At 71.8% G+C, this 22,600-nt stretch carries 24 protein-coding genes and 3 tRNA genes; 15 read left to right on the forward strand and 12 right to left on the reverse strand.

Annotation, left to right across the window (positions count from 1 at the left end):
* Positions 1 to 64 precede the first annotated feature (64 nt).
* The 3 genes from PVK74_RS20215 to PVK74_RS20225 all read left to right on the forward strand — a co-directional run bounded on the left by PVK74_RS20215 (position 65) and on the right by PVK74_RS20225 (position 2,836).
* Positions 65 to 406 (forward strand): DUF1330 domain-containing protein, encoded by a 342-nt coding sequence (locus tag PVK74_RS20215; protein WP_166456752.1) that lies wholly within the window; start codon positions 65 to 67, stop codon positions 404 to 406.
* A gap of 95 nt (positions 407 to 501) precedes the next feature.
* Positions 502 to 1,455, forward strand: coding sequence for a P1 family peptidase (locus PVK74_RS20220; protein ID WP_043327794.1), 954 nt, complete (start codon positions 502 to 504; stop codon positions 1,453 to 1,455).
* An 88-nt stretch (positions 1,456 to 1,543) separates the two neighbouring features.
* A complete protein-coding gene (locus PVK74_RS20225) occupies positions 1,544 to 2,836 on the forward strand; it encodes a hemolysin family protein (RefSeq protein ID WP_210883853.1) in 1,293 nt (430 codons plus the stop codon).
* Between the two features lie 15 nt (positions 2,837 to 2,851).
* Here the strand turns inward: PVK74_RS20225 and PVK74_RS20230 are convergent, their stop codons facing one another.
* Positions 2,852 to 3,229 carry a winged helix-turn-helix transcriptional regulator gene (locus tag PVK74_RS20230; RefSeq protein WP_043327792.1) on the reverse strand — a complete coding sequence of 126 codons (378 nt, stop codon included), beginning with the start codon at positions 3,227 to 3,229 and terminating at the stop codon, positions 2,852 to 2,854.
* 79 nt (positions 3,230 to 3,308) lie between these two features.
* Here PVK74_RS20230 and PVK74_RS20235 point away from each other — a divergent pair, with 79 nt between their 5' ends.
* From PVK74_RS20235 to PVK74_RS20245, 3 genes are all read left to right on the forward strand, one after another.
* A complete protein-coding gene (locus PVK74_RS20235; RefSeq protein WP_043327791.1) occupies positions 3,309 to 3,719 on the forward strand; it encodes a RidA family protein in 411 nt (136 codons plus the stop codon).
* Positions 3,720 to 3,865: 146 nt separating this feature from the next.
* Positions 3,866 to 4,354, forward strand: coding sequence for a SigE family RNA polymerase sigma factor (locus tag PVK74_RS20240; protein ID WP_064448837.1), 489 nt, complete (start codon positions 3,866 to 3,868; stop codon positions 4,352 to 4,354).
* Positions 4,347 to 5,045, forward strand: coding sequence for a hypothetical protein (locus PVK74_RS20245; protein ID WP_274477015.1), 699 nt, complete (start codon positions 4,347 to 4,349; stop codon positions 5,043 to 5,045). Before PVK74_RS20240 ends, PVK74_RS20245 begins: the two co-directional genes overlap by 8 nt.
* An 80-nt stretch (positions 5,046 to 5,125) precedes the next feature.
* Here the strand turns inward: PVK74_RS20245 and PVK74_RS20250 are convergent, their stop codons facing one another.
* Positions 5,126 to 5,857, reverse strand: a complete 732-nt coding sequence (locus PVK74_RS20250; RefSeq protein ID WP_166456756.1) for a hypothetical protein — start codon at positions 5,855 to 5,857, stop codon at positions 5,126 to 5,128.
* A gap of 143 nt (positions 5,858 to 6,000) precedes the next feature.
* On the opposite strand from PVK74_RS20250, the gene PVK74_RS20255 reads away from it, so the two are divergent.
* Positions 6,001 to 6,507, forward strand: coding sequence for a hypothetical protein (locus tag PVK74_RS20255; protein WP_274477016.1), 507 nt, complete (start codon positions 6,001 to 6,003; stop codon positions 6,505 to 6,507).
* Between the two features lie 104 nt (positions 6,508 to 6,611).
* On the opposite strand, the gene PVK74_RS20260 is transcribed toward PVK74_RS20255, so the two are convergent.
* The 3 genes from PVK74_RS20260 to PVK74_RS20270 all read right to left on the reverse strand — a co-directional run bounded on the left by PVK74_RS20260 (position 6,612) and on the right by PVK74_RS20270 (position 8,154).
* Positions 6,612 to 7,679, reverse strand: coding sequence for a polysaccharide deacetylase family protein (locus PVK74_RS20260; RefSeq protein WP_064448839.1), 1,068 nt, complete (start codon positions 7,677 to 7,679; stop codon positions 6,612 to 6,614).
* A 276-nt stretch (positions 7,680 to 7,955) separates the two neighbouring features.
* A tRNA-Arg gene (locus PVK74_RS20265) sits at positions 7,956 to 8,028 on the reverse strand.
* Between the two features lie 35 nt (positions 8,029 to 8,063).
* Positions 8,064 to 8,154 (reverse strand) — tRNA-Ser (locus tag PVK74_RS20270).
* A gap of 497 nt (positions 8,155 to 8,651) precedes the next feature.
* Here PVK74_RS20270 and PVK74_RS20275 point away from each other — a divergent pair.
* Positions 8,652 to 9,707 carry a hypothetical protein gene (locus tag PVK74_RS20275; protein ID WP_274477017.1) on the forward strand — a complete coding sequence of 352 codons (1,056 nt, stop codon included), beginning with the start codon at positions 8,652 to 8,654 and terminating at the stop codon, positions 9,705 to 9,707.
* Between the two features lie 91 nt (positions 9,708 to 9,798).
* Here the strand turns inward: PVK74_RS20275 and PVK74_RS20280 are convergent, their stop codons facing one another.
* Positions 9,799 to 10,572: a CPBP family intramembrane glutamic endopeptidase gene (locus tag PVK74_RS20280; RefSeq protein ID WP_030499361.1), complete on the reverse strand. Its 774-nt coding sequence runs from the start codon at positions 10,570 to 10,572 to the stop codon at positions 9,799 to 9,801.
* Positions 10,573 to 10,694: 122 nt separating this feature from the next.
* Here PVK74_RS20280 and PVK74_RS20285 point away from each other — a divergent pair, with 122 nt between their 5' ends.
* Complete coding sequence (locus PVK74_RS20285; protein ID WP_043327787.1) at positions 10,695 to 11,816, forward strand: globin domain-containing protein; 1,122 nt, start codon at positions 10,695 to 10,697, stop codon at positions 11,814 to 11,816.
* Between the two features lie 65 nt (positions 11,817 to 11,881).
* Here the strand turns inward: PVK74_RS20285 and PVK74_RS20290 are convergent, their stop codons facing one another.
* Positions 11,882 to 13,414: a peptide deformylase gene (locus PVK74_RS20290; RefSeq protein ID WP_064448840.1), complete on the reverse strand. Its 1,533-nt coding sequence runs from the start codon at positions 13,412 to 13,414 to the stop codon at positions 11,882 to 11,884.
* Positions 13,415 to 13,734: 320 nt separating this feature from the next.
* Here PVK74_RS20290 and PVK74_RS20295 point away from each other — a divergent pair, with 320 nt between their 5' ends.
* Positions 13,735 to 14,517, forward strand: coding sequence for a hypothetical protein (locus PVK74_RS20295; RefSeq protein ID WP_274479295.1), 783 nt, complete (start codon positions 13,735 to 13,737; stop codon positions 14,515 to 14,517).
* A 4-nt stretch (positions 14,518 to 14,521) separates the two neighbouring features.
* Here PVK74_RS20295 and PVK74_RS20300 read toward each other — a convergent pair whose 3' ends face one another.
* A complete protein-coding gene (locus PVK74_RS20300) occupies positions 14,522 to 16,300 on the reverse strand; it encodes a DUF6311 domain-containing protein (RefSeq protein WP_274477018.1) in 1,779 nt (592 codons plus the stop codon).
* Between the two features lie 208 nt (positions 16,301 to 16,508).
* Between PVK74_RS20300 and PVK74_RS20305 the strand changes: the two genes are divergently transcribed.
* A complete protein-coding gene (locus tag PVK74_RS20305; protein WP_043327784.1) occupies positions 16,509 to 17,213 on the forward strand; it encodes a class I SAM-dependent methyltransferase in 705 nt (234 codons plus the stop codon).
* 53 nt (positions 17,214 to 17,266) lie between these two features.
* On the opposite strand, the gene PVK74_RS20310 is transcribed toward PVK74_RS20305, so the two are convergent.
* The 3 genes from PVK74_RS20310 to PVK74_RS20320 form a co-directional block, all read right to left on the reverse strand.
* The gene (locus PVK74_RS20310; protein ID WP_064448841.1) at positions 17,267 to 17,800 is read right to left on the reverse strand and encodes a YbhB/YbcL family Raf kinase inhibitor-like protein; all 534 of its coding nucleotides are present in this window, start codon (positions 17,798 to 17,800) and stop codon (positions 17,267 to 17,269) included.
* A gap of 40 nt (positions 17,801 to 17,840) precedes the next feature.
* Entirely contained in the window at positions 17,841 to 18,530 is a 690-nt protein-coding gene (locus PVK74_RS20315; protein ID WP_104115613.1) for a DNA alkylation repair protein, read from the reverse strand.
* Between the two features lie 275 nt (positions 18,531 to 18,805).
* Positions 18,806 to 18,895 (reverse strand) — tRNA-Ser (locus PVK74_RS20320).
* A gap of 96 nt (positions 18,896 to 18,991) precedes the next feature.
* Between PVK74_RS20320 and PVK74_RS20325 the strand changes: the two genes are divergently transcribed.
* Positions 18,992 to 19,531, forward strand: coding sequence for an AAA family ATPase (locus tag PVK74_RS20325; RefSeq protein ID WP_043327781.1), 540 nt, complete (start codon positions 18,992 to 18,994; stop codon positions 19,529 to 19,531).
* Positions 19,532 to 19,540: 9 nt separating this feature from the next.
* The gene (locus PVK74_RS20330) at positions 19,541 to 20,515 is read left to right on the forward strand and encodes an NAD(P)H-quinone oxidoreductase (protein ID WP_043327780.1); all 975 of its coding nucleotides are present in this window, start codon (positions 19,541 to 19,543) and stop codon (positions 20,513 to 20,515) included.
* A gap of 3 nt (positions 20,516 to 20,518) precedes the next feature.
* Here PVK74_RS20330 and soxR read toward each other — a convergent pair whose 3' ends face one another.
* The gene (gene soxR, locus PVK74_RS20335; protein ID WP_174535741.1) at positions 20,519 to 20,971 is read right to left on the reverse strand and encodes a redox-sensitive transcriptional activator SoxR; all 453 of its coding nucleotides are present in this window, start codon (positions 20,969 to 20,971) and stop codon (positions 20,519 to 20,521) included.
* 46 nt (positions 20,972 to 21,017) lie between these two features.
* Between soxR and PVK74_RS20340 the strand changes: the two genes are divergently transcribed.
* Complete coding sequence (locus PVK74_RS20340; RefSeq protein WP_064448118.1) at positions 21,018 to 21,701, forward strand: transketolase; 684 nt, start codon at positions 21,018 to 21,020, stop codon at positions 21,699 to 21,701.
* A gap of 14 nt (positions 21,702 to 21,715) precedes the next feature.
* On the forward strand, positions 21,716 to 22,591 hold the full coding sequence (locus PVK74_RS20345) for a transketolase family protein (protein WP_274479296.1): 876 nt from the start codon (positions 21,716 to 21,718) through the stop codon (positions 22,589 to 22,591).
* Positions 22,592 to 22,600 lie beyond the last annotated feature (9 nt).

A 22,600-nucleotide genomic window follows, 5' to 3' on the forward strand; every position in this document is an offset into this window, starting at 1 on the left:
CGCGAACGTCTGCCGTCCGCTGTGCCAGGATCGGCGTTCGGAGTTCGACGGCCGGAAGGACACCATGCCCGCGTACGCGATCGCCCACCTCCAGGACGCCGCCCCGCACCCGGACATCGCCGAGTACATCGAGCGCCTCCCGGCCACCCTCGCCCCGCACGGCGGCCGGTTCCTCGTGCACGCCACGCCGCACGAGGTGAAGGAGGGCGCCTGGCCCGGCGCGGTCGTGATGCTCGGCTTCCCCGGGATCGCCGAGGCGCGCGCGTGGTGGGACTCGCCCGCGTACCAGGAGATCGCGCCCCTGCGCTCCCGGCACATCGAGGGCGACATCATCCTGGTCGAGGGCGTTCCCGACGACTACTCACCGACCGGCATCGTGCAGGCGATCCGGGCGGCGCTGCCCTGAGCCGGACCGGCCGGCGCTCCCGTGACCTCGGCGTCGTCGTCGGAACGCTGCCCACCGGACGCCACAACGCGATCACCGACGTCCCCGGCGTCCTGGTGGGGCACACCACCGTGGACGACGGCGGCGACCTGCACACCGGCGTCACAGCGATCGTGCCGAGCGGGCTCGGCCCCGGACGGTGGACGCTGCCGGCGGCGGTGTTCTCCGGCAACGGGCACGGGAAACTCGTCGGCTCGACCCAGGTGGACGAACTCGGCGTACTGGAATCCCCGGTCGTGCTGACCGCGACGCTGTCGGTGTTCCGGGCGGCGGACGCGCTGCTCGGCTGGTTGATGGAGCGCCGGCCGGACGGGGTGTCGTTCAACCCCCTGGTCGGCGAGACGAACGACGGGCACCTGTCCGACATCCGCCGCCGCCCGATCACCGAGGACCACGTCCTGGCCGCCATCGCTCAGGCGACCGACGGGCCGCCCGCCGAGGGCTGCGTCGGTGCCGGCGCCGGCACCACCGCGCTGGGCTTCAAGGGCGGCATCGGCACCTCGTCCCGGACCGTGCGGGCCGCCGGCCGTACGGGGACTGTCGGCGCGCTGGTCCAGTCCAACTTCGGCGGCGTCCTCAGAGTGCTCGGCGTGCCGATGCCGGCCGAAGAACTGGTCCCCGCCGCCGACCGGGCCGAGCCGCCCGGCAACTCGTGCATGATCGTGGTGGCCACCGACGTACCGCTGGACGCGCGACAGCTCGGGCGGGTCGCCCGCCGGGCGGTGTTCGCCATGGCCCGGGTCGGCGCGTCCTTCAGCGGCACCAGCGGCGACTACGCGATCGGGTTCACCACGTCGGATCAGCAGCCGATCCCGGACGGGGAGATCGACCCGGTGTTCGCGGCCGTGCTGGACGCGGTCGAGGAGGCGCTGCTGAACTCGCTGTTCACCGCGGTCACCACCACGGGCGTGGGTGGCCGTACCAGTCACGCGGTTCCGCACCGGGCCGTGCTCGAGCGGCTGACGGCGGCTGGCCGGCTGATTCCGGAATCACCGGCGGAAACGCGCTGATTGCTCGCAACCCGGCCCGCCCCGCCCAGCCGCGGTGGCTACGGTTGACGCTGCCGGAGGGTCCGGCCGAGGAGGCGTCGAACTGGCCGTGGACGGCTATGGCGTGCAGGTCACGCTCGTGTTCGTGTTGGTGTTGGTGAACGCGGTGTTCGCGGGCAGCGAGATGGCGTTGGTGTCGCTGCGGGAGAGCCAACTGCAGCGCCTGGAGCGGACCTCCCGGGGCGGCCGGGTGCTGGCGAAGCTGGCGCGGGATCCGAACCGCTTCCTGGCCACCATTCAGATCGGCATCACGCTGGCCGGTTTCCTCGCCTCGGCCGCCGCCGCGGTGTCCCTCGCGGCGCCGCTGGTGAGCCCGCTGGGATTCCTCGGGTCGGCCGCCGAGCCGGTCTCGGTCGTCGTCGTCACCATCATCCTGACCTTCGTCACGCTGGTGCTCGGCGAGCTGGCGCCGAAGCGGATCGCGATGCAGCGTGCCGAGGGCTGGGCGCTGCTGGTGGCCCGCCCGATCGACGCGCTGTCGACGTTCTCCCGCCCGGCGGTGTGGCTCCTGAGCAGGTCGAGCGACGCCGTCGTACGCCTGGCCGGCGGCGACCCCCGGGCGCGCCGGGAGGAGGTCACCACCGAGGAGCTGCGGGACATGGTCGCCGCGCAGCGCAACCTCACCCCGGAGCACCGCACGATCATCTCGGGCGCGTTCGAGGTGGCCGAGCGGATCCTGCGGGAGATCCTCGTCCCGCGCCGCGACGTCGTCACGTTGTCGGCGGATCTGTCCGCGCCGCAGGCGCTGCGCGAGCTGGGCAGGTCGGGGCAGACACGCGCCCCGGTCGTGGGTCGCGGCGGACTGGACGACACCGTCGGCGTGGTGCACATGCGGGACCTGCTCGACCAGGAAGGGCCGGTCGCCGACCACGCCAGCCCGGCGGTGTACCTGCCGGAGACGCTGAAGGTGACCGAGGCGATCCGGGAGCTGCGCGCCCAACGGCAGCAGTTCGCGCTCGTGGTCGACGAGCGCGGGTCCATCGACGGCATCGTCACGATGGAGGACCTGGTCGAGGAGATCGTCGGGGAGATCTACGACGAGACCGACAGGGACGTGCAGGCCGTCGTACGGGAGGCGGACGGCGCGCTGCTGATGCCCGGCGGGTTCCCGCTGCACGACCTGGTCGACGTGGGCATCGACCTCGACGAGGCCACCCTCGAAGCCGGGGACTACACGACGGTGGCCGGCCTGGTCCTGGCGCATCTCGGCCACATCCCGAAGGCCCCCGGCGAGACGGTCGAGCTGCCCGGCCTGAGCGCCGAGGTGGCGGAGGTGACGGGCCGGGCCATCACCCGGGTACGCCTGCGGACGACGCCGACGCGCGACGAGCCGGACTCCTGAGTCCGGCCGTACTCGTCACCCCAGCTCGGCGTCGAAGCTCCGGCGGGCCTGCTCGATCTGGGGCAGGTACGCGTCGGCCCAGTCGAGCAGGACGTCGATCGGCGCACGCAGGGTCTTGCCCAGCCGCGTGATCCGGTACTCGACCGCGACCGGCCGGGTCGCCACCACGTGGCGTTCGACGATGCCGTTGCGTTCGAGCCGTCGCAGCGTCGCCGTGAGCGACTTCTGTGTCACCGCCGGGATCGCGCGGCGCAGCTCGTTGAAGCGACAAGGGCGTTCGCACAGCTCGTTGAGGACGCTCAGCGACCACTTGTCCAGCACCTGATCGAGCAGCTCGCGGTGCGGGGCGTCGATGCGCAGCTCGTCGGCGCGGGCGCCTGCGGTATCGCCCATGAAACCAGGTCTCCTTGAAGTGTCCTTCGTCAACTAGGTATCAATGGTAAACCACCTAGGTCCCCATGGAGGAGACACGATGTCCGTCACCCGCTTCAGCCCTGCCGGTCTTCAGCCGCACACGCCGTACCACCACGTGGCGGTGGGCACCGGCGCCCGTCACATCCACGTCAGCGGCCAGGTCGCGCGACTGGGCGACGGCACCCCTGTCGCACCGGGCGACCTCGGTGGGCAGGTCGCGCAGGTGCTGCGCAACACCGGGCGCGCCCTCGCCGGCGCGGACGCCTCGTTCCAGGACGTGGTCCGGCTGACCTTCTACGTCACCGATTGGACGCCGGACAAGATCGGGCCGTTCATGGCCGGCATCGAGTCGGTCGCCGAGGAACTCGGGCTGCCCCAGCCGCTTCCGCCGGCGTCGCTGATCGGCGTCGAGTCCCTCTTCGAGCCCGACGTGCTCGTGGAGCTGGAGGCGACCGCCGTCGCGGAGTGAGATGGGGCAGGCAGCATCACCGGACAGCGACCCGGGGCCGCGGTCGGCGGATTTCCGCCGGCCGCGGGTTGCCGCGTGGTCGAGGGGATCGGTGAAATCTGATGGACGCCCGCAACGTTGCGATCAGGCCGCGCGTGTAGTCGCCGATGAGGGACTTCGACGACTTTTACGCGGCGAGCTACGCGGACCTGACGGTGCAGGTGTACGCCTACTTCGGCGACCTGCACGAGGCCCAGGACGTCGTTCAGGAGGCGTTCTGCCGGGCGCTCGCCCGATGGCGGCAGGTCTCCGGCTACGACGACCCCGCCGCCTGGGTCCGGCGGGTCGCCTGGAACCTCGCGACCAGCCGCTGGCGGAGACTGCGCGTGATGCGGGCGTTCCACCGACGCCAGCGCGGCGAGCCGGTCGTCGCGGGACCGGAACCGGACCACGTCGCGCTGGTCGAGGCCCTGGCCTCGCTGCCTGCCGCGCAGCGGCGGGCAATGGTGCTTCGCTATCTCGCCGACCTGCCGGTCGCGGAGATCGCCGACCGCGAGGGGGTGCCCGAAGGCACCGTCAGGTCATGGCTGCATCGCGGTCGGGCCACGCTCGCCGCCCGGCTCGGCCCCGAACACATGGAGAAGTCGCATGCCTGAGGACATCACCGAGGAGCAGACCCGGAACGCTTTCGCCCTCATGCGCGCGGAGACTCTGACACACATCCGCCCACCGGGAACCGCGGCGGCGCAGCGGACCGTACGAAACCGGCGCCGCACCGGAATCGCCGCCCTCGCCGCCGGCGTCGGGATCGTGGTGGCGGGTGGCTTCGCCGTGACCCACCTGGCCACCAGCGAGCGATCCGCCACCCCGCCTGCGGCACCGAGCCCGTCGCCGTCCCCGTCGGAACTGCCAGCCGAACAACTCGACCGCATGGCCGCCACAGCAGCCGCCGCGCTCGGGATCACCTCCGTGGACAACAAGCAGCGCAGACGTGAGGGAAAAGGGCCCATCCTCATGATCGGCTCCGAGCCCGCCCGGCGCGGCGGCATCAGTGGCACCGGGTACAACGAGAACAAGACCGGCATCTACGTGCTCGACGTCCTGTGCGTCGGGGAAGGGACGCTCCGGACGCGGTTCTGGGCCGCGACCTCGGGGGCGGACGAGGCCGGCAATCCGGCCCCCATCCCTCCCGACGCCGCCGAGGCGCGGGTGCCCTGCAGTGACGAGCCGGAGCGCGTAAGCCTCAGCGTGCGCGCGCCCTGGCCCAAGAAGGTCTACGTCTCGATCGAGCCGGACCAGGCGGCCGAGGGGCGCGCCGCCCACGCGTCACTCGTCCGCGTGCCGTAGCACCGCCCTCGGGGCCTCGCTCGGTGCCCTGACCTTTCGCAACTGTCCGGCACACGGGTGGACGGACCAGGGTCGCGTGGTCAGTTCGACCGCTCGAGGAAACGCATGACGAGTCGAATCAGGTACTGACGCGCAGACAGGAGCGGACCAACTTTGCCCCACCGTGGTGGACGCTCACCTCGACCGATGCGGATCATCGCCACCCTGCTTTCTGAGACCTTCCTGTTGAGAAGCTCGTCCGGCACACCGCAACTGGGTTCATCCGCCTCGGTCTCGTTCCACTCGCGGAGGTCGCCGATCGCCGTCAGGATTTCCGTGCGCTCCTCGGTCGATGCCGCGGAATCGGCAGCCCGGCCCAGTTCGGCTAGCGCCTCGGCCGTCCTACCTCGAAAGCCGCTGATGACTTCCAGCGCACCGAGGCGTGCGCCCGGATCGGAGAGGTAACTCAGATAGAGCGTGAGGCTGCTTTCCACGAGTTCTCGGCACAGCGACAACAGATCAACTGCCCGCCCATGCCAGTTGATCAGCTCTGGATGGGCCGCTTCCCCGTTCCCGAGGGTCCTGAGCAACGCGAACGCCTCGTTCGGATGCGGGACGTCACGCCGCTCCAGGCGTTCGACAACATCGCAAATTGCGTACGGTGTTGCTTCGAAGACGTTCTCGTTCCAGGCAAGGTCTTGCACCAGCAGCCTGAACGCGTTCAGGCGGACCTGTTCATCGGGGGATGAGAGGTCGGCAAGCGCGGCTGGAATGTGACTGGATCGCCCGACGAAGCAGACGAGCTCTGACCAGCGAACGTCTTCCGAAGGCATGGGAGGCATGGTCTCGCAATCAGCCAGGCAAGGCTACGGCGATAGCGAGGGCCTTGCCGCGTACATCATGATCCTGCCTTGCCAAGGTCACGACCTGTTGGGGAGTTGAGACCGTGATCCGGCGGAACGACCCGCTCGCTCTGATGACGATCGTCATGTGCACGGCGGCCGGCGCTTTCGGCCTCGTAACGCCCTCCCGCATCGTCGACACCCAGCAGTTGCTGCTGATGGTTCTCACGCCGCTCGGCACGTGCGTACTGCTCATGTACCTCGCGGGGCCGGCTGCCTTCGTGGCGGTGACCCGCACGCATGTCGTCGTGGGCAACCCACTCGTCAGATACAGCGTTCCACGGTCACTGGTCGACGGAGTACGGCTCGACGGGTTCGACATCGAGCTGCGAGTCTCCGGGCACCCGCCTGTTCCGCTTGCCGCCCTGACCCCCAGCGTGGGTGGCCATCACCGGGTGCGTCCGGGCGGGTACCAGACGCGCTTGAACAAGATCGCGGCGCTCCTGGACCACACGCCGGCGACGCCCGTAGCCGGCACGATGGTGCGCCGCTACCGGCGTGCGCACCTCGGTCTCTTGGCGGTGGACGTGCTGGCTCTGGTCGGAATGGTGCTCTACATCAGAACCGAAACGCTCGCGTAGAAGCGAACCGTGCCCCTACGGTCCAGGGTCAGCTGGACCGTAGGGGCACCTGGTCGACCGCGCTCACCCGAGCCGTTTCCGGTGACCTGGGTGGGCCACCGGGATCAGCCCGCGGTGCAGGAACGGATCTGCGGTCTGGCGCCGCTGTTGCCGTTCATCATCGTGGTGAAGCCGAAGGTGTTGCCGCTGCCGTTGGACCGCATCGTCATCACGTAACCGGTGCTGTCCCAACTGGGGGAGCCGTTCCAGGTGGTGGAGACCCGCTGCGGCGGGGTCAGAGCCACGACCACGGTCCAGTTGCTGGCCCCCTGAACCGTCACCGAGGTGTTGTACCGGTCACCCCAGACGTTGGGGGTCGTCGCCGTCGCTGTGCACCCGCCGCTGGGAGGCGGAGTGGTCGGCGGCGGAGTGGTCGGCGTGCCGGTCGGCGGCGGAGTGGTCGGCGGCGGAGTTCCGTCCGGGGCCACCGCTCGGCCGGTGCTCGGTGAGATCATGCCCGGGCAGAGGTTGCGGCTGGTCAGGTTGGCCATGATCTGCGGAATCGCGTCGCGGGTGTTCTGAATGCCGTCGTGCATCAGGATCACCTGGCCGTCCTGGAGGCGGCTGGCGTTGGAGACGATCTGGCTGACGCTGGCGCCGTTCCAGTCCTGGGAGTCGACGTCCCAGATCACCTGGCGCAGGCCGAGCGACGAGGCGACCGACTGGAGGGTCGAGTTCGTCTCCCCGTAGGGCGGGCGGAACAACTGCGGCCGGACGCCGGTCGCCGACTGGATCGCCGAGTTGGTCTGGGAGAGGTCCGACTGCATCTGGCTCTGGTTCATCGAGGTCATGTGCGCGTGGTTCCAACTGTGGTTGGCCACCCACATGCCCGCGTCGACCTGGGCCCGCGCGGCGGACTGGTTGTTCTGCACGTTCTGGCCGACGTTGAACATGGTCGCCCGTACGTTGTTCGCGCGCAGCACGGACAGCAGCGCGCTGGTGCTGCCGGTCGGCCCGTCGTCGAAGGTGAGGCCGACGTACCCGTTGCAGGTGGCGGCGCTGGACGGAGTGGCGGCGACCGCAAGGCCGGCGGCGCCCAGCGCCACAGTGGAGGCGAGCACTGCCAACCGGAAGGTGAGACGCGATTTTCGGGGAGTGGACGGGCGGCGGGAGCCGCGGATGCTGGCGTACATGCGCAGGTCCTCCTTGGGACGAGTGACACCTGACGACGCATGGCTTCAATCGACGCATGCTGATGTCGCAGTGTTCGGAGTATTGCAGCGGCGTTTCGAACAGGTCAATGATTTTCCGGAAGTTTTCCGGAAGGATCGACTCCCAGCCAGTCGCTGCGCATCCGGACCCATCAGTTGCCATCGCTCGGTGGCTGGGCGACGCGAGGCGGCATGACCGCCGGCGGAGCGCACGAAAAAGGGCCGCCCCGGTTTCCCGAAGCGGCCCCTCAACTGCTGTGCGCCCGAAGGGACTCGAACCCCTAACCTTCTGATCCGTAGTCAGATGCTCTATCCGTTGAGCTACGGGCGCTTGTGCTCGGCCAGTCTACACAACCGGCTTTCGCGCGGAGACTCCGGGATTCGAACCCGGGAGGGGCTTTAAGACCCCAACCGCATTAGCAGTGCGGCGCCATAGACCAGACTAGGCGAAGTCTCCCTGGTGACCCTGAGGTCAACGCGCCCGAGGATACAGGCCCGCACCCGCCCGGGGCAAAGCGGATGCCGGGACCGGCCCTCACGACCGCGTTTCCGTCGTGTGCCAGATCACGTCCACGGCTACGCTCCATCGATATGCAGGAGCAGCCGCCGAGCGATCCGCCCCGTCGCGAGCCTGCCGCGAAGGCCCGGCGGACCCGCTCCCCCCGACCGACTTTCAGCCCGCCACCCACGCCGGAGCCTCCCGCCGGGAGCGCGACGAGCGACACACCGCCACCCCGGCGTCCGCGCCGGGCCGCGCCGAACGTCGTCTTCCAGCCGCCGACGGCGGCCGACGCCGCAGCGCCGGCACCGCGACCACGCCCGGCCGCCGAGCCTTCGACAAACGATCCGGGTACGCCTGCCGCCGCGCAGCCCGACCCCGTGCCCGCGGAGGCCGAAGCGAGTACGCCTTCCGCCAAGCCGATCGCGCGAACACGCCGTCCGGCCAAGGAGTCGGTGCCGACCGAGCCGCCGAGCGAGGACGAGACGCCGAAGCGGACCCGCCGTGCGCCCGCCGCGAAGAAGGCCGTCCCGAAGAAGGCCGCTCCCCCGGTCAAGAAGGCCGCTCCCGCCGTCAAGAAGGCAACCCGGACCGTCAAGAGCGCCAAGACCCCCACGACCACGGAGGCCTCGACGGCGGCCACGGACGCCACCGCCGTCACGGCGACCACTCCGGCACCGGAGACACCCGCGTCAGCGGTCGACCCCGCCGAGCCCGCAGCCGCAGCCGGCGATCAAGCCCTGGCCGTCGATCAACCCGCCGTCGACGAGAGTCGCAAGACCGAACCGCCCGCCCTGGACCCGCCGGTAGAAGCGCAGCCGTACGACAAGCCCGAGACCCTGCCAGTCACCGTCGACGTCCGGCACGCTGCGCGTACCCCGGAAAAGGGCTGGCGGGCGGTGGGGCCGCAGCTGCGCGACCACCCCGGGTTCGCGCCGGAGCTGCTGGCGCTGGCGGCGGTGGACGCGCTCGGGCCGCGCGCCCGGGAATGGGTGGCGCAGGTCCGGCGGGCCTACCCGGAGGCGGACGCCGACGGGGTGGCCCGGCTGGCGACGCGGCGGTTCGTCCGGATGGCCGGTACGGGTGGGGCGCTGGCGGCCGGCGCCGGGATGTTCGCGCCGGTCGCGGAGCTGGCAGCGGTGCTGTGGACGCAGGCGAACCTGGTGCTGCACCTGGCCGCCGCGTACGGGCGGGATCCGGCGCATCCGGATCGGGCGGCCGAGCTGCTGGTGCTGACGTTGGTGCACCCGGACGAGGGCACCGCCCGGGCGGCGCTGGCGGCGGCTCGCGCGGCCGACGAGCCGGCGGACGGGCCGTGGGGGCGGGTGGCGGAGGCGGCGTGGCGGCTGGCGACGCCGGTGGCGGCGCAGGCGGGCGGGTGGCTCGGGCTGCGGCTGGCCGCCCGGCGCCTGCCGGGTGCGGCGGCGCTGGCGGCGGCGATCGGCGGTACGGCGACGGCCGAGCGGGTGGCCGCGCGGGCGGTCGCCCGGTACCGGCCCGGCCGTACCTGATCGACGCCGGTTCGGCGAGGTGGCGGGGTCCGTCGGGCCGCGACACCGCCACCTCGCCGACCCGGCGAAGCCATCAGGCCGGCAGCCGGGATCAGAGCCAGTCGAACCAGGACTTGGGCAGCATCGCGTACCCGACGAACGCGAAGATGTCGAGCAGCGTGTGCGCGACGATCAGCGGGGCGACCCGGCGGGTGCGCAGGTAGAACAGCCCGAAGATCACACCCATGACGGCGTTGCCGACGAACGCGCCGAAGCCCTGGTAGAGGTGGTAGGAGCCGCGCAGCAGGGCGCTCGTGGCCAGCACCGCGCCGATGCGCCAGTTGAGCTGCCGCAGCCGGGTGATCAGGTAGCCGACCACGATCACCTCCTCCAGCACGGCGTTCTGCACGGCGGCGAGGATCAGCACCGGCACCGTCCACCAGAGGTCGGGCAGCGCGGCCGGGACGAGCGTGGCGTTGAGGCCGAGCTGCGCCGCCGCCCAGAACAGCGCCAGCCCGGGCAGGCCGATGAGCGCGGTCAGGCCCGCGCCCCGGGCCAGGTCCGAGCCGGGCCGCCGGAAGTCGACGCCGAGCGTCCGCGCCGGGTCGCCGGGGTCGCGCGCCAGCAGGTGTACGGCGAGCAGTACCGGCAGCAGCGCGAAGACGATCCCGAGCAGCTGGTACGTCAGGTCGAGGTAGGGCCGGGCGGACGCTGAGGTGTTCAGCGCGGCGGTCTGCTTGGACAGCCCACCGGTAGCGGTGAGCTTCGCGATCAGCGACACCAGCGCGTACACGGCCGACTGGCCGAGGGACAGACCGAGCACGAGCAGCGTCTCGGTGCCCAGCATCCGGCGGGAGACCGGGCGGGCCAGCTCGTCAACCGTCACCGGACCATGAAATCACTTCGGCGTCCCGGCCCGGCGATCGCACAGTCTGTGCGACCGACGTACACGCTCCGTGGAGATTCTATGGCTGCCGATCCGCCCGTACGGAGAAGGAGCGTGCCCCTGTGGAGAACTTCGCGCGGCTGCTGAAGGAGAGCTGGGCCCTGGTCGAGGAGGACCGGGAGCGGCTCAGCGGTCACTTCTACGCCCGGCTGTTCCTCCTCGACCCGGAGCTGCGCAAGCTCTTCCCGGTGCAGATGAACGGGCAGGGCGACCGGATCCTGGAGGCGATCGTCACCGCCACCCAGACCGTGGGCGACCCGGAGAGCTTCGACGAGTACCTGCGGGCGCTGGGCCGGGACCACCGGAAGTACCACGTGACGGCCGAGCACTACGCGACCATGGGTGTCGCGCTGCTCGACGCGCTGCGCAGCACCGCCGGGGACGGCTGGAACCTGGAGTACGACCAGGCGTGGCGGGAGGCGTACGCGAGCATCAGCGCGCGGATGCTGGCCGGCGCGGAGGCCGACGGAAACCCGCCGTACTGGCACGCCGAGGTGCTCACCCACGAGCGGCACGGCCCGGACACGGCGGTGCTGACCGTACGCGCGCTCCAGCACCCGCTGCCCTGGCAGGCGGGGCAGTACGTCAGCGTGGAGGTGCCCCGCTACCACCCGCGGGTGTGGCGGACGTACTCGGTGGCGAACGCGCCGAACGAGGAGAACGTGCTGGAGTTCCACGTGCGTACGCCGCCCGGCGCGGCCGGCTGGGTGTCCGGGGCGCTGGTGCGCCGCACCAAGCCGGGTGACCTGCTGCGGGTGGCCGCGCCGATGGGCTCGATGACGCTTGATCCGGAGTCCACCCGGGACGTCCTCTGCGTGGCCGGCGGGGTCGGGCTGGCGCCGATCAAGGCGCTGGTGGAGGAGCTGACCCGGGTCAACCGCACCCGCTGGGTGCACGTCTTCTACGGCGCGCGCCGCCCGGACGAGCTGTACGGGCTGGCCGGCCTGGAGGACCTGGTCGCGACCCACCCGTGGTTGTCGGTGACGCCGTCGTGCAGCGAGGACCCGGACTTCGGCGGCGAACTCGGTGACGTGTCCGAGGTGGTCACCCGGTACGGGCCGTGGACCACGCACGACTGTTACGTCTCCGGCTCGGCCGCGATGGTCCGGGCCACCCTGCGGGCGCTCGCCGCCGACGACGTCCCGCCGGACCACATCCGGTACGACACGTTCGGCAACCTCTGAACCTTGCTCCCCCCGAGCCGGGTCGCGTGCCCCCGCCCCCTGGGGCACGCGACCCGGCCCCCGTTTCAGTAGCGCCAGGGGGTGCCGGTCTCGCGGTACTCCTCCACCGGCACGAGCGGCACGCCGGGCGCCATCCGGTCGACGTAGAGCCGCCCGTCCAGGTGGTCGATCTCGTGCGCGACCAGCCGCGCCATCGCGTACTCGAACGAGGTGATCACCCGGCTGCCGTCCCAGAGCGCGTGTTCCACGTCGATCCGCAGCGGCCGGGGCACCAGGCCGCGGTGGTCGAAGAAGGAGAGGCACCCCTCGTACTGCTCGTCGGTCTCGGCGGCGGTGTCCACGACGCGCGGGTTGAGCAGCACCACCGGTTCGGCCGCGCGGTCGGCGGGCCGGACCAGCGCGGCGGACCAGCCGATGCCGAGCTGGGGCGCGGCGAGGCCGACGCCCTTGCTGAACGGGTGCAGCTCGTCCAGCCGGGCCAGCATCGCGGCGAGCCGGTCGATGACCTGCCGGGCGTGCCGTTCCTCGGCCGGCAGGTCGAACTGGCGGGCCGGCTGCCGCAGCAGGTCGTCGCCGCGCTGCACGATGCCCACGGCACGCATCCGGTCGCTGGCCCGAACCCGGGCGCCGCCGGTGGGCGCGCTGTCCGGCTCGGCGTCCGCCTGCGGGCTGCGGAACCGCCACTGCATCCGGTAGCGGGCGTTGAGCGGCGGGTCGTCGGTCCCCCAGTCGAAGATCACCCGGTCGCCGTCGGAGGCACGCTGGATCGGCGTACGCAGCGGTCCTTCCTCGGCCGACAGCGAGGTCTCCGCGCCCCACACCTTGGGGTCGAGGTCCGCGGGCAGGTCGAGCCGCACCGCCAGGTGCCGGGTGGGCAGGCGTACGGCCCGCTGGAACCAGGGGCCCCACTTGTCCTGGCCGACGCGGTACGCGTACTCGATGGTGACCCGGTCGCCCGGGTAGAGCGGGAAGCGTCCCTCGTCGTTCTCGAAGAGCAGCCAGATCTCCTTGAACGCGTCCCGGTCGTGCTTGGCCCGCCAGTGCATCGGCTCGCGTCCGTTGCCGTCGTCCCGGTACGCGGTCAGTTGCAGCTCGGCGAAGGTGAGCGGGTGTTCCCGGTGGTGCCGGTTGGAGCGGCCCGGGTCGTTCGGGTAGCGGTCGACGGCGACCCGGACCAGGTAGCGGGTGACCGGTTCGGTGCCCGCGTTGTACAGCTCCCGCCGGATCGCGCAGTGGTAGCCGTCGCCGATGTGGGTGAGCGTGGCCACCTCGCGCTCGACCACGAGGCCGGTGCCGGGCGGCAGCCACTGCCCGGGGACCGGCGGGTCGCGGTGCGCTCCGCCGGCGCGGCCGTGCCGCAGCTCGTCGTACTCCCGGAAGCGCTGCCAGATCGCGCCGCTGGCCTCCAGGACGGCCTCGGCGCGGCGGGCGAAGTCCTCGGTGGGCCGGTGCCGGCGCCCTTCGACGTGGCTGACGTAGGACGGGTCGAAGCCCATCAGCGTCGCCAACTGCTTCTTGGACAGCCCTCGGCCGGTCCGGTGCCGGGCAAGTTCCGCCGCGAACGAGTCCGCGGCACGCTCGATCGGTGAGGTCGTCATCAGCTTCCTCGTGGCGGGAAGCCCATTTTCACGTTGGGTGGCCGAACGTGTACGGAAACTGCCTCATATTCGACATACACCTTGACATCTGAACGGAGCGCATCGATCCTTACACCGTGCGTCGCCGTTTCCGGCGGCGTTTTTCGTCTTCCGGGCCGGGTAGTACGCGACCGGCGCCGGAGTGACCGGGACCTCCCCGCGACACCGCGACGTCACTTCCCCTCCCGCCGAGGGAGTGGTTAGGCTAGCCTTAGCTTCGGTCGACGGCACGCGCCGGCCGACAGGGCGACCAGACAGGGGACGGCCAGGTGACTGCGGTGATGCCGGGGCGCGACGCCGCCACCCCGTACGCCCCGGTGACCGCGACCCTGCGCGCCATGTTCGGCACCGACGACCTGCCCGGGCTCGCGCCCGGCCTGCTGGTCCGCGACGAGCTGGACCGCTGGTCCCCGGCCGCCCGGCTGATCGACGGCACGCTGCTTCCCGAGTTCCTGACCCGCGCCGGCCGCCGCTGGGGCGGCACCCCGCACGCCTGTGCCGCGCTCGCGTGGAAGTCCTACAGCTACTGGACGGCGCTCCCAGCGGTGCTCGGCTGGGCGTCGGCCCGGCGGGTGCCGCTGCTCGACCCGGCCGACGTCCTCGTGCACTTCGAGGACCACCACCAGCTGCTCACGCTGGGGCTGCGCGCGTCCACCCCGGTGGCGGTGCTGCCCGGTGACCCGCTGGCGCTGGCCGGCGCGCCCGGTGTGGTCGTGGTGCCGGACGAGGCCGCGCTGCTCGGCGCGCTGCGCGCGTCCCTGCTCGACGCGCACTTCGCCCCGCTGATCGCCGCCATCCAGGGCGAGGTGCGGATCGGCACCCGTACGCTGCTCGGCTCGGTGGCCTCCGGCATCGCGCACGGCATCCTGCGCGCGGCGGACGCGCTGCCCGGCTCGTCCGTGGCGACCGTCGGCACGCTGCTCGGCGCGCTCGACCTGAACGACCTGGTCGAACTGGTGCCCGGCCCGGTCGGCGAGCCGACAGTGCAGCGGCGCACCTGCTGCCTGGCGTTCACGCTGCCCCGGCCCAAGGTGTGCCAGGGCTGCTGCGTCCGCCAGGGCTGACGGGTCACTCGGCCAGCGGCCGGACGTCCCACAACCACACCCCGCCGGTACGGGTGGGCGTGATCCCGCTCAGCTCCGTCATCGCCCGGCGCAGCGCGTCGGCCTGCGGCAGCCGGGGGTCGAGGATCACCGCGCCGGCCCGCCAGTAGCGCAGGTCGTCGACGGCGGCCACCCGATCCTGCGGCGTGATCGGCGGAACCGCGTCGGTGCGCCGTACCGTCTCGAAGAACGTGCTGGTGGGACGCGGCGGCGCGGTGAACAGCGCGATCCGGTCCCCGCCGGGGCGGGTGTCCGGATAGAGGAAGTAGCCGCGGGCCAGCGGCATGTCCAGCCGGGTCTCGGCGGACCAGCGCAGCGGAACCGCGTACGTGGTGTCGGGCAGCGGCAGCGTGACGATGCTGCGTCCGTCGGCGACGTAGGGGCGCCAGGCGCCGGAGGTGACGAACGCCGGGGTCGGTTCGAGGCGCTTGGCCGGCAGCGGGGTGGGCAGGATCGGCAGCAGCGCCATCGCGAGCACGGTGACGGTGGCGAACCGGATCTGCCCGCGCGCGTCCGGATGCCGGGCGGCCAGCCGGCGGACCCGCTCGGCGCCGAGCGCGAGCAGCACGCCGATGATCGGAGTGAGCGCGAGCGACCAGCGGGTGGGCACCACCGAGTGCAGGACCGGCAGGTTCTCCAGCGCGGCCCACGGGCCGGGGATGCCGGTGTCGCGTCCGTCGTAGCGGATCTCCCGGCCGAGCGAGAAGAGCGCGAACACGAGGCCGACCGCGGCCAGGCCGAGCACCACCGCGTTGCGGCGCATCCACCAGACCAGCGCGGCCACCAGGATCACCAGCGGCCAGCCGAAGAACGCGTTCTCCTCGGTGGCGTTCTTGACCAGCGGTTCACTGCCCCGGGCGTCACCGGCCACCGACTCCCGGGACCAGGCGACGTACGCGGCGAGGTCGGTGGAGTAGCCCCGGATCAGCGTGGAGAGCCCGCTGTACGCGCCGGGACCGAAGAACTGGACCCAGAGCGGGTACGCGAGCAGCGCCCCGGCGACCACCGCGGCCACAGCGAGGCCGGCGGCGAACGGGCGGGCCGCCGAGCGCAGCGCGGGACGGCCGAGTACGAGCGCCAGCACCACCACGCCGAGGCCGATGGCGGTCATCAGCAGGATCTCCAGGTTGAGGAACGCCTGCCAGACGATCACCAGGGCGAGCAGTACGCCGTTGCGCAGCCACCGGCCGGGCTCGGCCAGGCGCAGCGTCCGCCAGATGATCAGCGGCACCACGAACTGGCTGACGATGTTGGGGTGCGAGTTGGCGTGCGAGATCATCGCCGGCGCGAACGCACAGAAGGCGGCACCCAGCCAGGCCGGACCGCGAGACCGCACGACAACTCGGGAGAGAAGGAAATACCAGGACACGCCGGTGGCGGCGAGCCCAAGGGTGAGGAAAATCAGGAATGACCAGCGCGGACCCGCCCAGAGCGTGATCGGGGTCAGCGGCAATGAAACAGATAATACGGACGTATTGGCCATGAGATTGACGACATCCGGCACATTCATCCGGTCCGAGGTGAACGGATAGGCGAAATCGGTGACGACGCGCGCACCATGCGCCATCATCCATTCGAATTGCGCCTGATCTGTCCGATTGTCCCGGATCCCGTTGCGGGGGTCCACCCACAAGCGGGCGGTGACCCAGAGCGCGAGCAGCACGAAGCTGAGCACGGCGAGCACATCGATCCGCCTGCCGTGCCCCGTTTTCGCCGGGTCCGCCGCTGATTCCGGAGTAGTCATGACATTTCAGAGCGTAGTCAGGGTATGACCGGCAGGTGCAATGTTCCGCAGACTCACGTACTATGTGCCGAGTTCGCCGACCGCCGATCAGGCACCCCTCCGCATCACAATTCGGCCCCCCTCCGTCCCCCGATTTCCCCCTCAGCCATCCAGATGGTTGACTCTGACGGTCCAGGCGCGGGTCAGTCATATCGTGAGGAATCGACGCATGGCAGAAATCACTGGGGACCAGCGCGTCCAGTCCGAGGTGCTCGAAGGCCTCGCGACCGCTGTCAACCACCGGCAGTGGTTCGTCGAGCTGGCGGTGCCCTACCTCGGTGACAACCCGATCGAAATCGGCAGCGGCCTGGGCGACTACGCCTCCGCGTGGGCCGAGCAGGTGCCCCGGATCACCGCCACCGAGGCGGACCCGGACCGGCTGGTCCAGCTCAAGGAGCGGCTGGCCGACCACCCGGGCGTCGAGGTCCGGCAGATGCTGCTCCCGCACCACGAGCGTGGCGACTACAGCGCGGCCGTCTCGTACAACGTGCTGGAGCACATCGACGACCACGTGGGCGCGCTGCGCAGCATGCGCGACCTGGTCCGCCCCGGCGGCGCGGTGGTGATCATCGTGCCGGCGTTCCAGTTCGCCATGAGCCCCGCCGACATCGCCACCGGCCACGTGCGCCGCTACACCAAGAAGACGCTCGCCGCGGCCATGACCGAGGCCGGCCTCACCGTGGAGCGGATCCACTACGCCAACGCGCTCGGCCTGATCGGCTACTTCATGGCCACCAAGGTCTTCCGGCTGATGCCGAAGGAGGGCCCGATGGTGAAGGTGTACGACACGCTCGTGCTCCCCGTCACCAAGGCCGCCGAGCAGCGCGTCCGCCCGCCGTTCGGCCAGTCCGTCTTCGCTGTCGCCCGCGTGTAAGGAAGGGCCCCTTGTTAACAGACGTCTGTTAACAAGGGGCCCTTCCTTACACCTCACTCCTTGATCTGGTACGTCGGGCGGATGACCGCCCGGGCCAGGGTGTGGAACGCCAGGTTGAAGCCGACGAAGGCCGGGCTCGCCCCGGCGGGAATGTCGAGGCGGTCCACGTCCACGGCGTGCACCGCGAACACGTACCGGTGCGGGCGGTCCCCGGCGGGCGGCGCGGCGCCGCCGTAGCCGGTGTCGCCGTAGTCGTTGCGGACGCTGAACGCGCCGCCCAGGTCGCCCTCGTCAACGCCGCTGGGCAGCTCGGTGACGGACGCGGGCACGTTCACCAGCACCCAGTGCCAGAAGCCGCTGCCGGTCGGGGCGTCCGGGTCGAAGCACGTGACCACGAAGCTCTTGGTCTCGGCCGGGAAGCCCGACCAGGACAGCTGCGGGGAGACGTTCTCGCCGCCGGTGCTGCCGTGCGCGTACCGCGCGTCCATCGGCTCGCCGTTGTGCACGTCCTCGCTCGTCAGGTCGAACGACGGCACCGTCGGCAACAGCTCGTACGGGTCCGGGGCGATCGGTCGTTCCAGGGTCATCGAAACGGTCCTTCCGGGTACGCGAATGTCCTGCGCCCCTTCATACCCCGTTGTCCGGGCCGCCGTGCTGTCGGCGCACCATCTCGTTGATCCAGACCGGCGCGTACGGCGACGTGCAGCCCGGCGGCGTGGGGTAGTCCTTGAGCACCCCGAGCCGCTCGCCGATGCCGATCGCGCGTTCCCGGTACACCGGATGTTCGATCCCGATCTGCGCGAGGCAGTGGTTCATCGCCCACTGGAGGCGCTCCGGCGCGCCGGCCATCTGCGCCTCGATCTCGTCGAGCAGACCGGCCAGGTCCAGCCCGTCCGGGTTCCGCGCCACCCGCTCGGTGGTCAGCGCCCAGCCGGCGCTCGCCACCACCGGATCGGGATCGGCCGACCAGGCCAGGCGCAGCGGCTCCGCGTGCGGGCTCTTCTTCACCACGTAGTTGACGAGCCAGTCGTGCACCTTCGGCGTACGCGCCTCGCGCAGCATCGCGTCCAGCTCGTCCCGTCCGTACGCCTTCGGCCGGCAGATCAGCAGCGCCAGCAGCCGCGCCGCGCTGTCGCCGGTCGCCCACAGCTCCCGCGCGAGGTCCTGCTGCGTCTTCAGCCGCTTCGCTACCGCCCGCAGCTTGCCCAGGTTGACCCCGTGGTCGTCGCCGTGCCGCTCGTTGACCGCGCGGATCTTCGGGTCGTCGAGCGCGGCCAGCTCGGCCGTCACCTCGGCCACCGTCGTCGTCTCCGCCACCAGGCCCTCCCGCCGTATCCGTGTCCCGCAGCCTACGGCCGCGCCCGGCGCTCCCGCTGTTCCGCCGCCCCGCCGGTCAGCGTCGTCCCGTCTCATCGCGTTCCCCCGATTCCGGCAACTCGCTCGGTATCAGGCACATCCGGTGCGGCCGAGACTCGCCGTGGGGGTCGCCGAAGAAGAGAGCAGTCATAAGCCGCAGAGGCGATGGTTACTTCCGGGGCGACACGCCCATGTGTCCGCACGCGCGGCAGACCGAGGCGAGGCGGGGTGGGAGTTGGCGGAGGGTGTGGGATTCGAACCCACGAAGACATCGCTGCCTTACCGGTTTTCAAGACCAGCGCCATCGGCCACTAGGCGAACCCTCCCGGCACGCCCCCGGGGGGTGCGCGACCGGGACCCAGTCTGCCACGAACCCCGTACCGGGCAAGCCGCCGTCCCACCTCCGTTGCGAGAATGTGTGCGTGTGGGAGAGTCCGGCAGTGGTGCTGATCAGCGGAATCATGGCCGCAGGCAAGTCCACAGTGGCCGAAGGGCTGGCCCGGCGGCTGCCCCGCTCGGTGCATCTGCGCGGCGACGTGTTCCGCCGCGTGATCGTCAACGGGCGGGCCGACATGACCGCCGAGCCGAGCGACGAGGCGCTGCGGCAGCTCCGGCTGCGCTACGACCTGGCCGCCTCGACCGCCGACCGGTACGCAGCGGCGGGCTTCACCGTCGTACTCCAGGATGTGGTCCTCGGCGCGGACCTGCCGGCCATGGTCGGCCGGATCCGGCACCGGCCGCTCGCCGTGGTGGTGCTCGCGCCCCGCGCCGAGGTGGTCGCGGCCCGCGAGCGGGACCGGCCCAAGACGGGGTACGGGGACTGGCCGGTGGCGGACCTGGACGCCGGGTTCCGGGCCGACACGCCCCGGATCGGGCTCTGGCTGGACACGTCCGACCAGACGCCGGACGAGACGGTGGCCGAGATCCTCGCCCGCGCGTGGACCGACGGGCAGATCGGGTAAGACTGAGTCATGCGCGCGATCACGATCACGGAACCCGGCGGACCCGAGGCGCTCGTCTGGACCCACGTGCCGGACCCGGAGCCCGGCCCCGGCGAGGTGGTCGTGGAGGTACGGGCCAGCGCGGTGAACCGGGCCGACCTGTTGCAGCGGCAGGGGCACTACCCGCCGCCGCCGGGCGCGTCCGCGTACCCCGGTCTGGAGTGTTCGGGGACGGTGCGTGCGCTCGGTCCCGGCGTGACCGGCTGGTCGGTGGGTCAGGAGGTCTGCGCGCTGCTCGCCGGCGGCGGCTACGCCGAGCAGGTCGCGGTGCCGGCCGGGCAGTTGCTGCCGGTGCCGGCCGGGGTGGAGCTGGTCGACGCGGCGGCGCTGCCGGAGGTGGCCTGCACGGTCTGGTCGAACGTGGTGGACCTGGCCCGGCTGGCCGAGGGTGACACGCTGCTGGTGCACGGCGGCGGCAGCGGGATCGGCACGTTCGCGATCCAGCTCGGCGTGGCGCTCGGCGCGACAGTGGTGGTGACCGCCCGCTCGGCGAAGCACGACCGGCTGCGGGAGCTGGGCGCCGCGCACACGATCGACTACCGGGAGCAGGACTTCGTGGACGAGGTACGCCGGGTGACCGACGGCCGGGGCGCGGACGTGATCCTGGACATCATGGGCGCGTCCTACCTGCCCCGGAACGTGGCGGCGCTGGCGACCGGCGGGCGGCTCGTGGTGATCGGCATGCAGGGCGGCCGCAAGGGCGAACTCGACCTGGGGATGCTGCTGGCGAAGCGGGCGGCGGTGCACGCGACAGCGCTGCGGTCCCGTCCGGACGAGCAGAAGGCGGCGATCGTCCGGGGCGTACGCGATCAGGTGTGGCCGCTGGTGGAGGCGGGCCGGGTCCGGCCGGTGGTGCACGCCCGGGTGGACATGGCCGACGCCGCCGCCGCGCACCGCCTGGTCGAGACCAACGACCACCTGGGCAAGGTGCTGCTGGTCCGGTGACGGTCAGCCCTGGCCGGGGCGCGGGAGCATGAGGCGCGGGCCGGGGCCCTCGTCGGCGAGCGAGTCGCCGGGGTTGTAGAGCGTGCAGCGCTGCAACGACAGGCAGCCGCAGCCGATGCAGCCGTCCAGGTCGTCGCGGAGCTTGCCGAGCAGCCGGATCCGCTCGTCCAGCCGGTCCCGCCAGGCGCGGGACAGCGCGGCCCAGTCGTCGGGCGTGGGGGTACGCCCCGACGGCAGCGAGTCGAGCGCCGCGCGGATCTCCTCCAGCGAGACACCTACCTGCTGGGAGATCCGGATGAACGCGACCCGGCGCAGCTCGGTGCGGGCGTAGCGGCGCTGGTTCCCGCCGGTGCGGGCGGCGTGGATCAGGCCGAGCCGCTCGTAGTAGCGCAGCGCCGAGGGGGCGACGCCACTGCGTTCGGCGAGCTGCCCGATGGTCAGTGTTGCTTCGTGCATCACACGGCCTTGAGTTGAAGTTCGCTTCAAGTCCGAGGCTATCGGTATGACGACGACCACCGCCACCGAGCTGGGCGCGCTGCTGGACCGGGTGCGCGCCGGCCGCGAGTTCGGCGCCAACGTGTACTCGACGCTGGACGTGCTCCAGGTGCTCTACGACCGGGTGCTCCGGATCACCCCGGCCACCGTGGACGACCCGGACCGGGACCGCTTCCTGCTCTCCAAGGGGCACGCGGTCGCCGGCTACTACGCGCTGCTCGCCGCCCGCGGCTTCGTACCGCCCGAGTGGCTGGACGACCAGGGCGGCCCGGCGAGCCGCCTCGGCGACCACCCGGACCGCACGCTCGTGCCGGGCGTCGAGATCGGTTCCGGTTCGCTCGGCCACGGCCTCGGGCTGGGCGTGGGCACCGCGCTCGGGCTGCGGGCCCAGGGCCGCACCGAACCCCGGGTGTACGTGCTGCTCGGCGACGCCGAACTGGACGAGGGCTCCAACCACGAGGCGATCGCGTACGCGGGCGCGACCGGGCTGGGCAACCTGACCGCGATCGTGCTGGACAACCGCTCGGCCACGTACGGCTGGCCGGGTGGCGCGGCGAGCCGGTTCGCGGTGAACGGGTGGAGCGCCGCCACCGTCGACGGGCGCGACCACGACGCCCTGCACGCCGCCCTCACCGGGCACGACGATCACCGGCCGCACGTCGTCGTCGCGGTCGTCACGGACGGAGAGTGAGCATGAGCAGCACCATGCGGGACGCGTTCGTCACCAGCACCGAGGAGGTGCTCGCCGATCCGCGTACGACAGTCGTGCTCGCCGACATCTCCGCCGCCGCGTTCGAGCCGGCCGCCGCCCGGTACCCGGACCGGGTGATCAACGTCGGAATCCGGGAGCAGTTGATGGTCGGGGTCGCCGGTGGGCTGGCGCTGACCGGGCAGCGGCCGATCGTGCACAGCTACGCCCCGTTCCTGGTCGAGCGGGCGTACGAGCAGATCAAGCTGGACCTCGACCACCAGGGCGTCGGCGCGGTGCTCGTCGGCATCGGCGGCTCGTACGACCGGGCGGAGGCGGGACGCACCCACCTCGGTCCGGCCGACGTGGCGCTGTTCGACACGCTCCACGGCTGGACCGTGCACGTGCCGGGGCACCCGGACGAGGTCCGGCCGCTGCTGCGCGACGTCGTGTGCGGGCAGGACTCGGCGTACCTGCGGTTGTCGATCCGGGCCAACGCGCGGGCGTACCCGGAGGCGGGTGACCTGCGGGTGGTGCGCGACGCCGGGCCGGGCGCGGCGCTGCTGGTGGCGGTCGGGCCGGTGCTGGACGCGGCGCTGGCCGCGACCGCCGACCGGGCGGTGACCGTGGCCTACACCCACCGGCCGCGCCCGTTCGACACGGCCGGGCTGCGGGCGCTGGCCGGAACCGAGGTGATGGTGGTCGAGCCGTACCTGGCGGGCACCTCGGCGCGGGTGGTGTCGGAGGCGCTGGCCGACCGGCCGCACCGGCTGCTGTCGCTGGGGGTGGGCCGCGAGGACCTGCGCCGCTACGGCAGCGCCGAGGACCATGAACGCTGGCACGGCCTGGACGCCGCCGGGCTGCGCCGCTCGGTGGACACGTTCCTCGGCTGAGCGCCCCGG

The sequence above is a fragment of the Micromonospora chalcea genome, assembly GCF_028768405.1.
Classification (GTDB): domain Bacteria; phylum Actinomycetota; class Actinomycetes; order Mycobacteriales; family Micromonosporaceae; genus Micromonospora; species Micromonospora chalcea.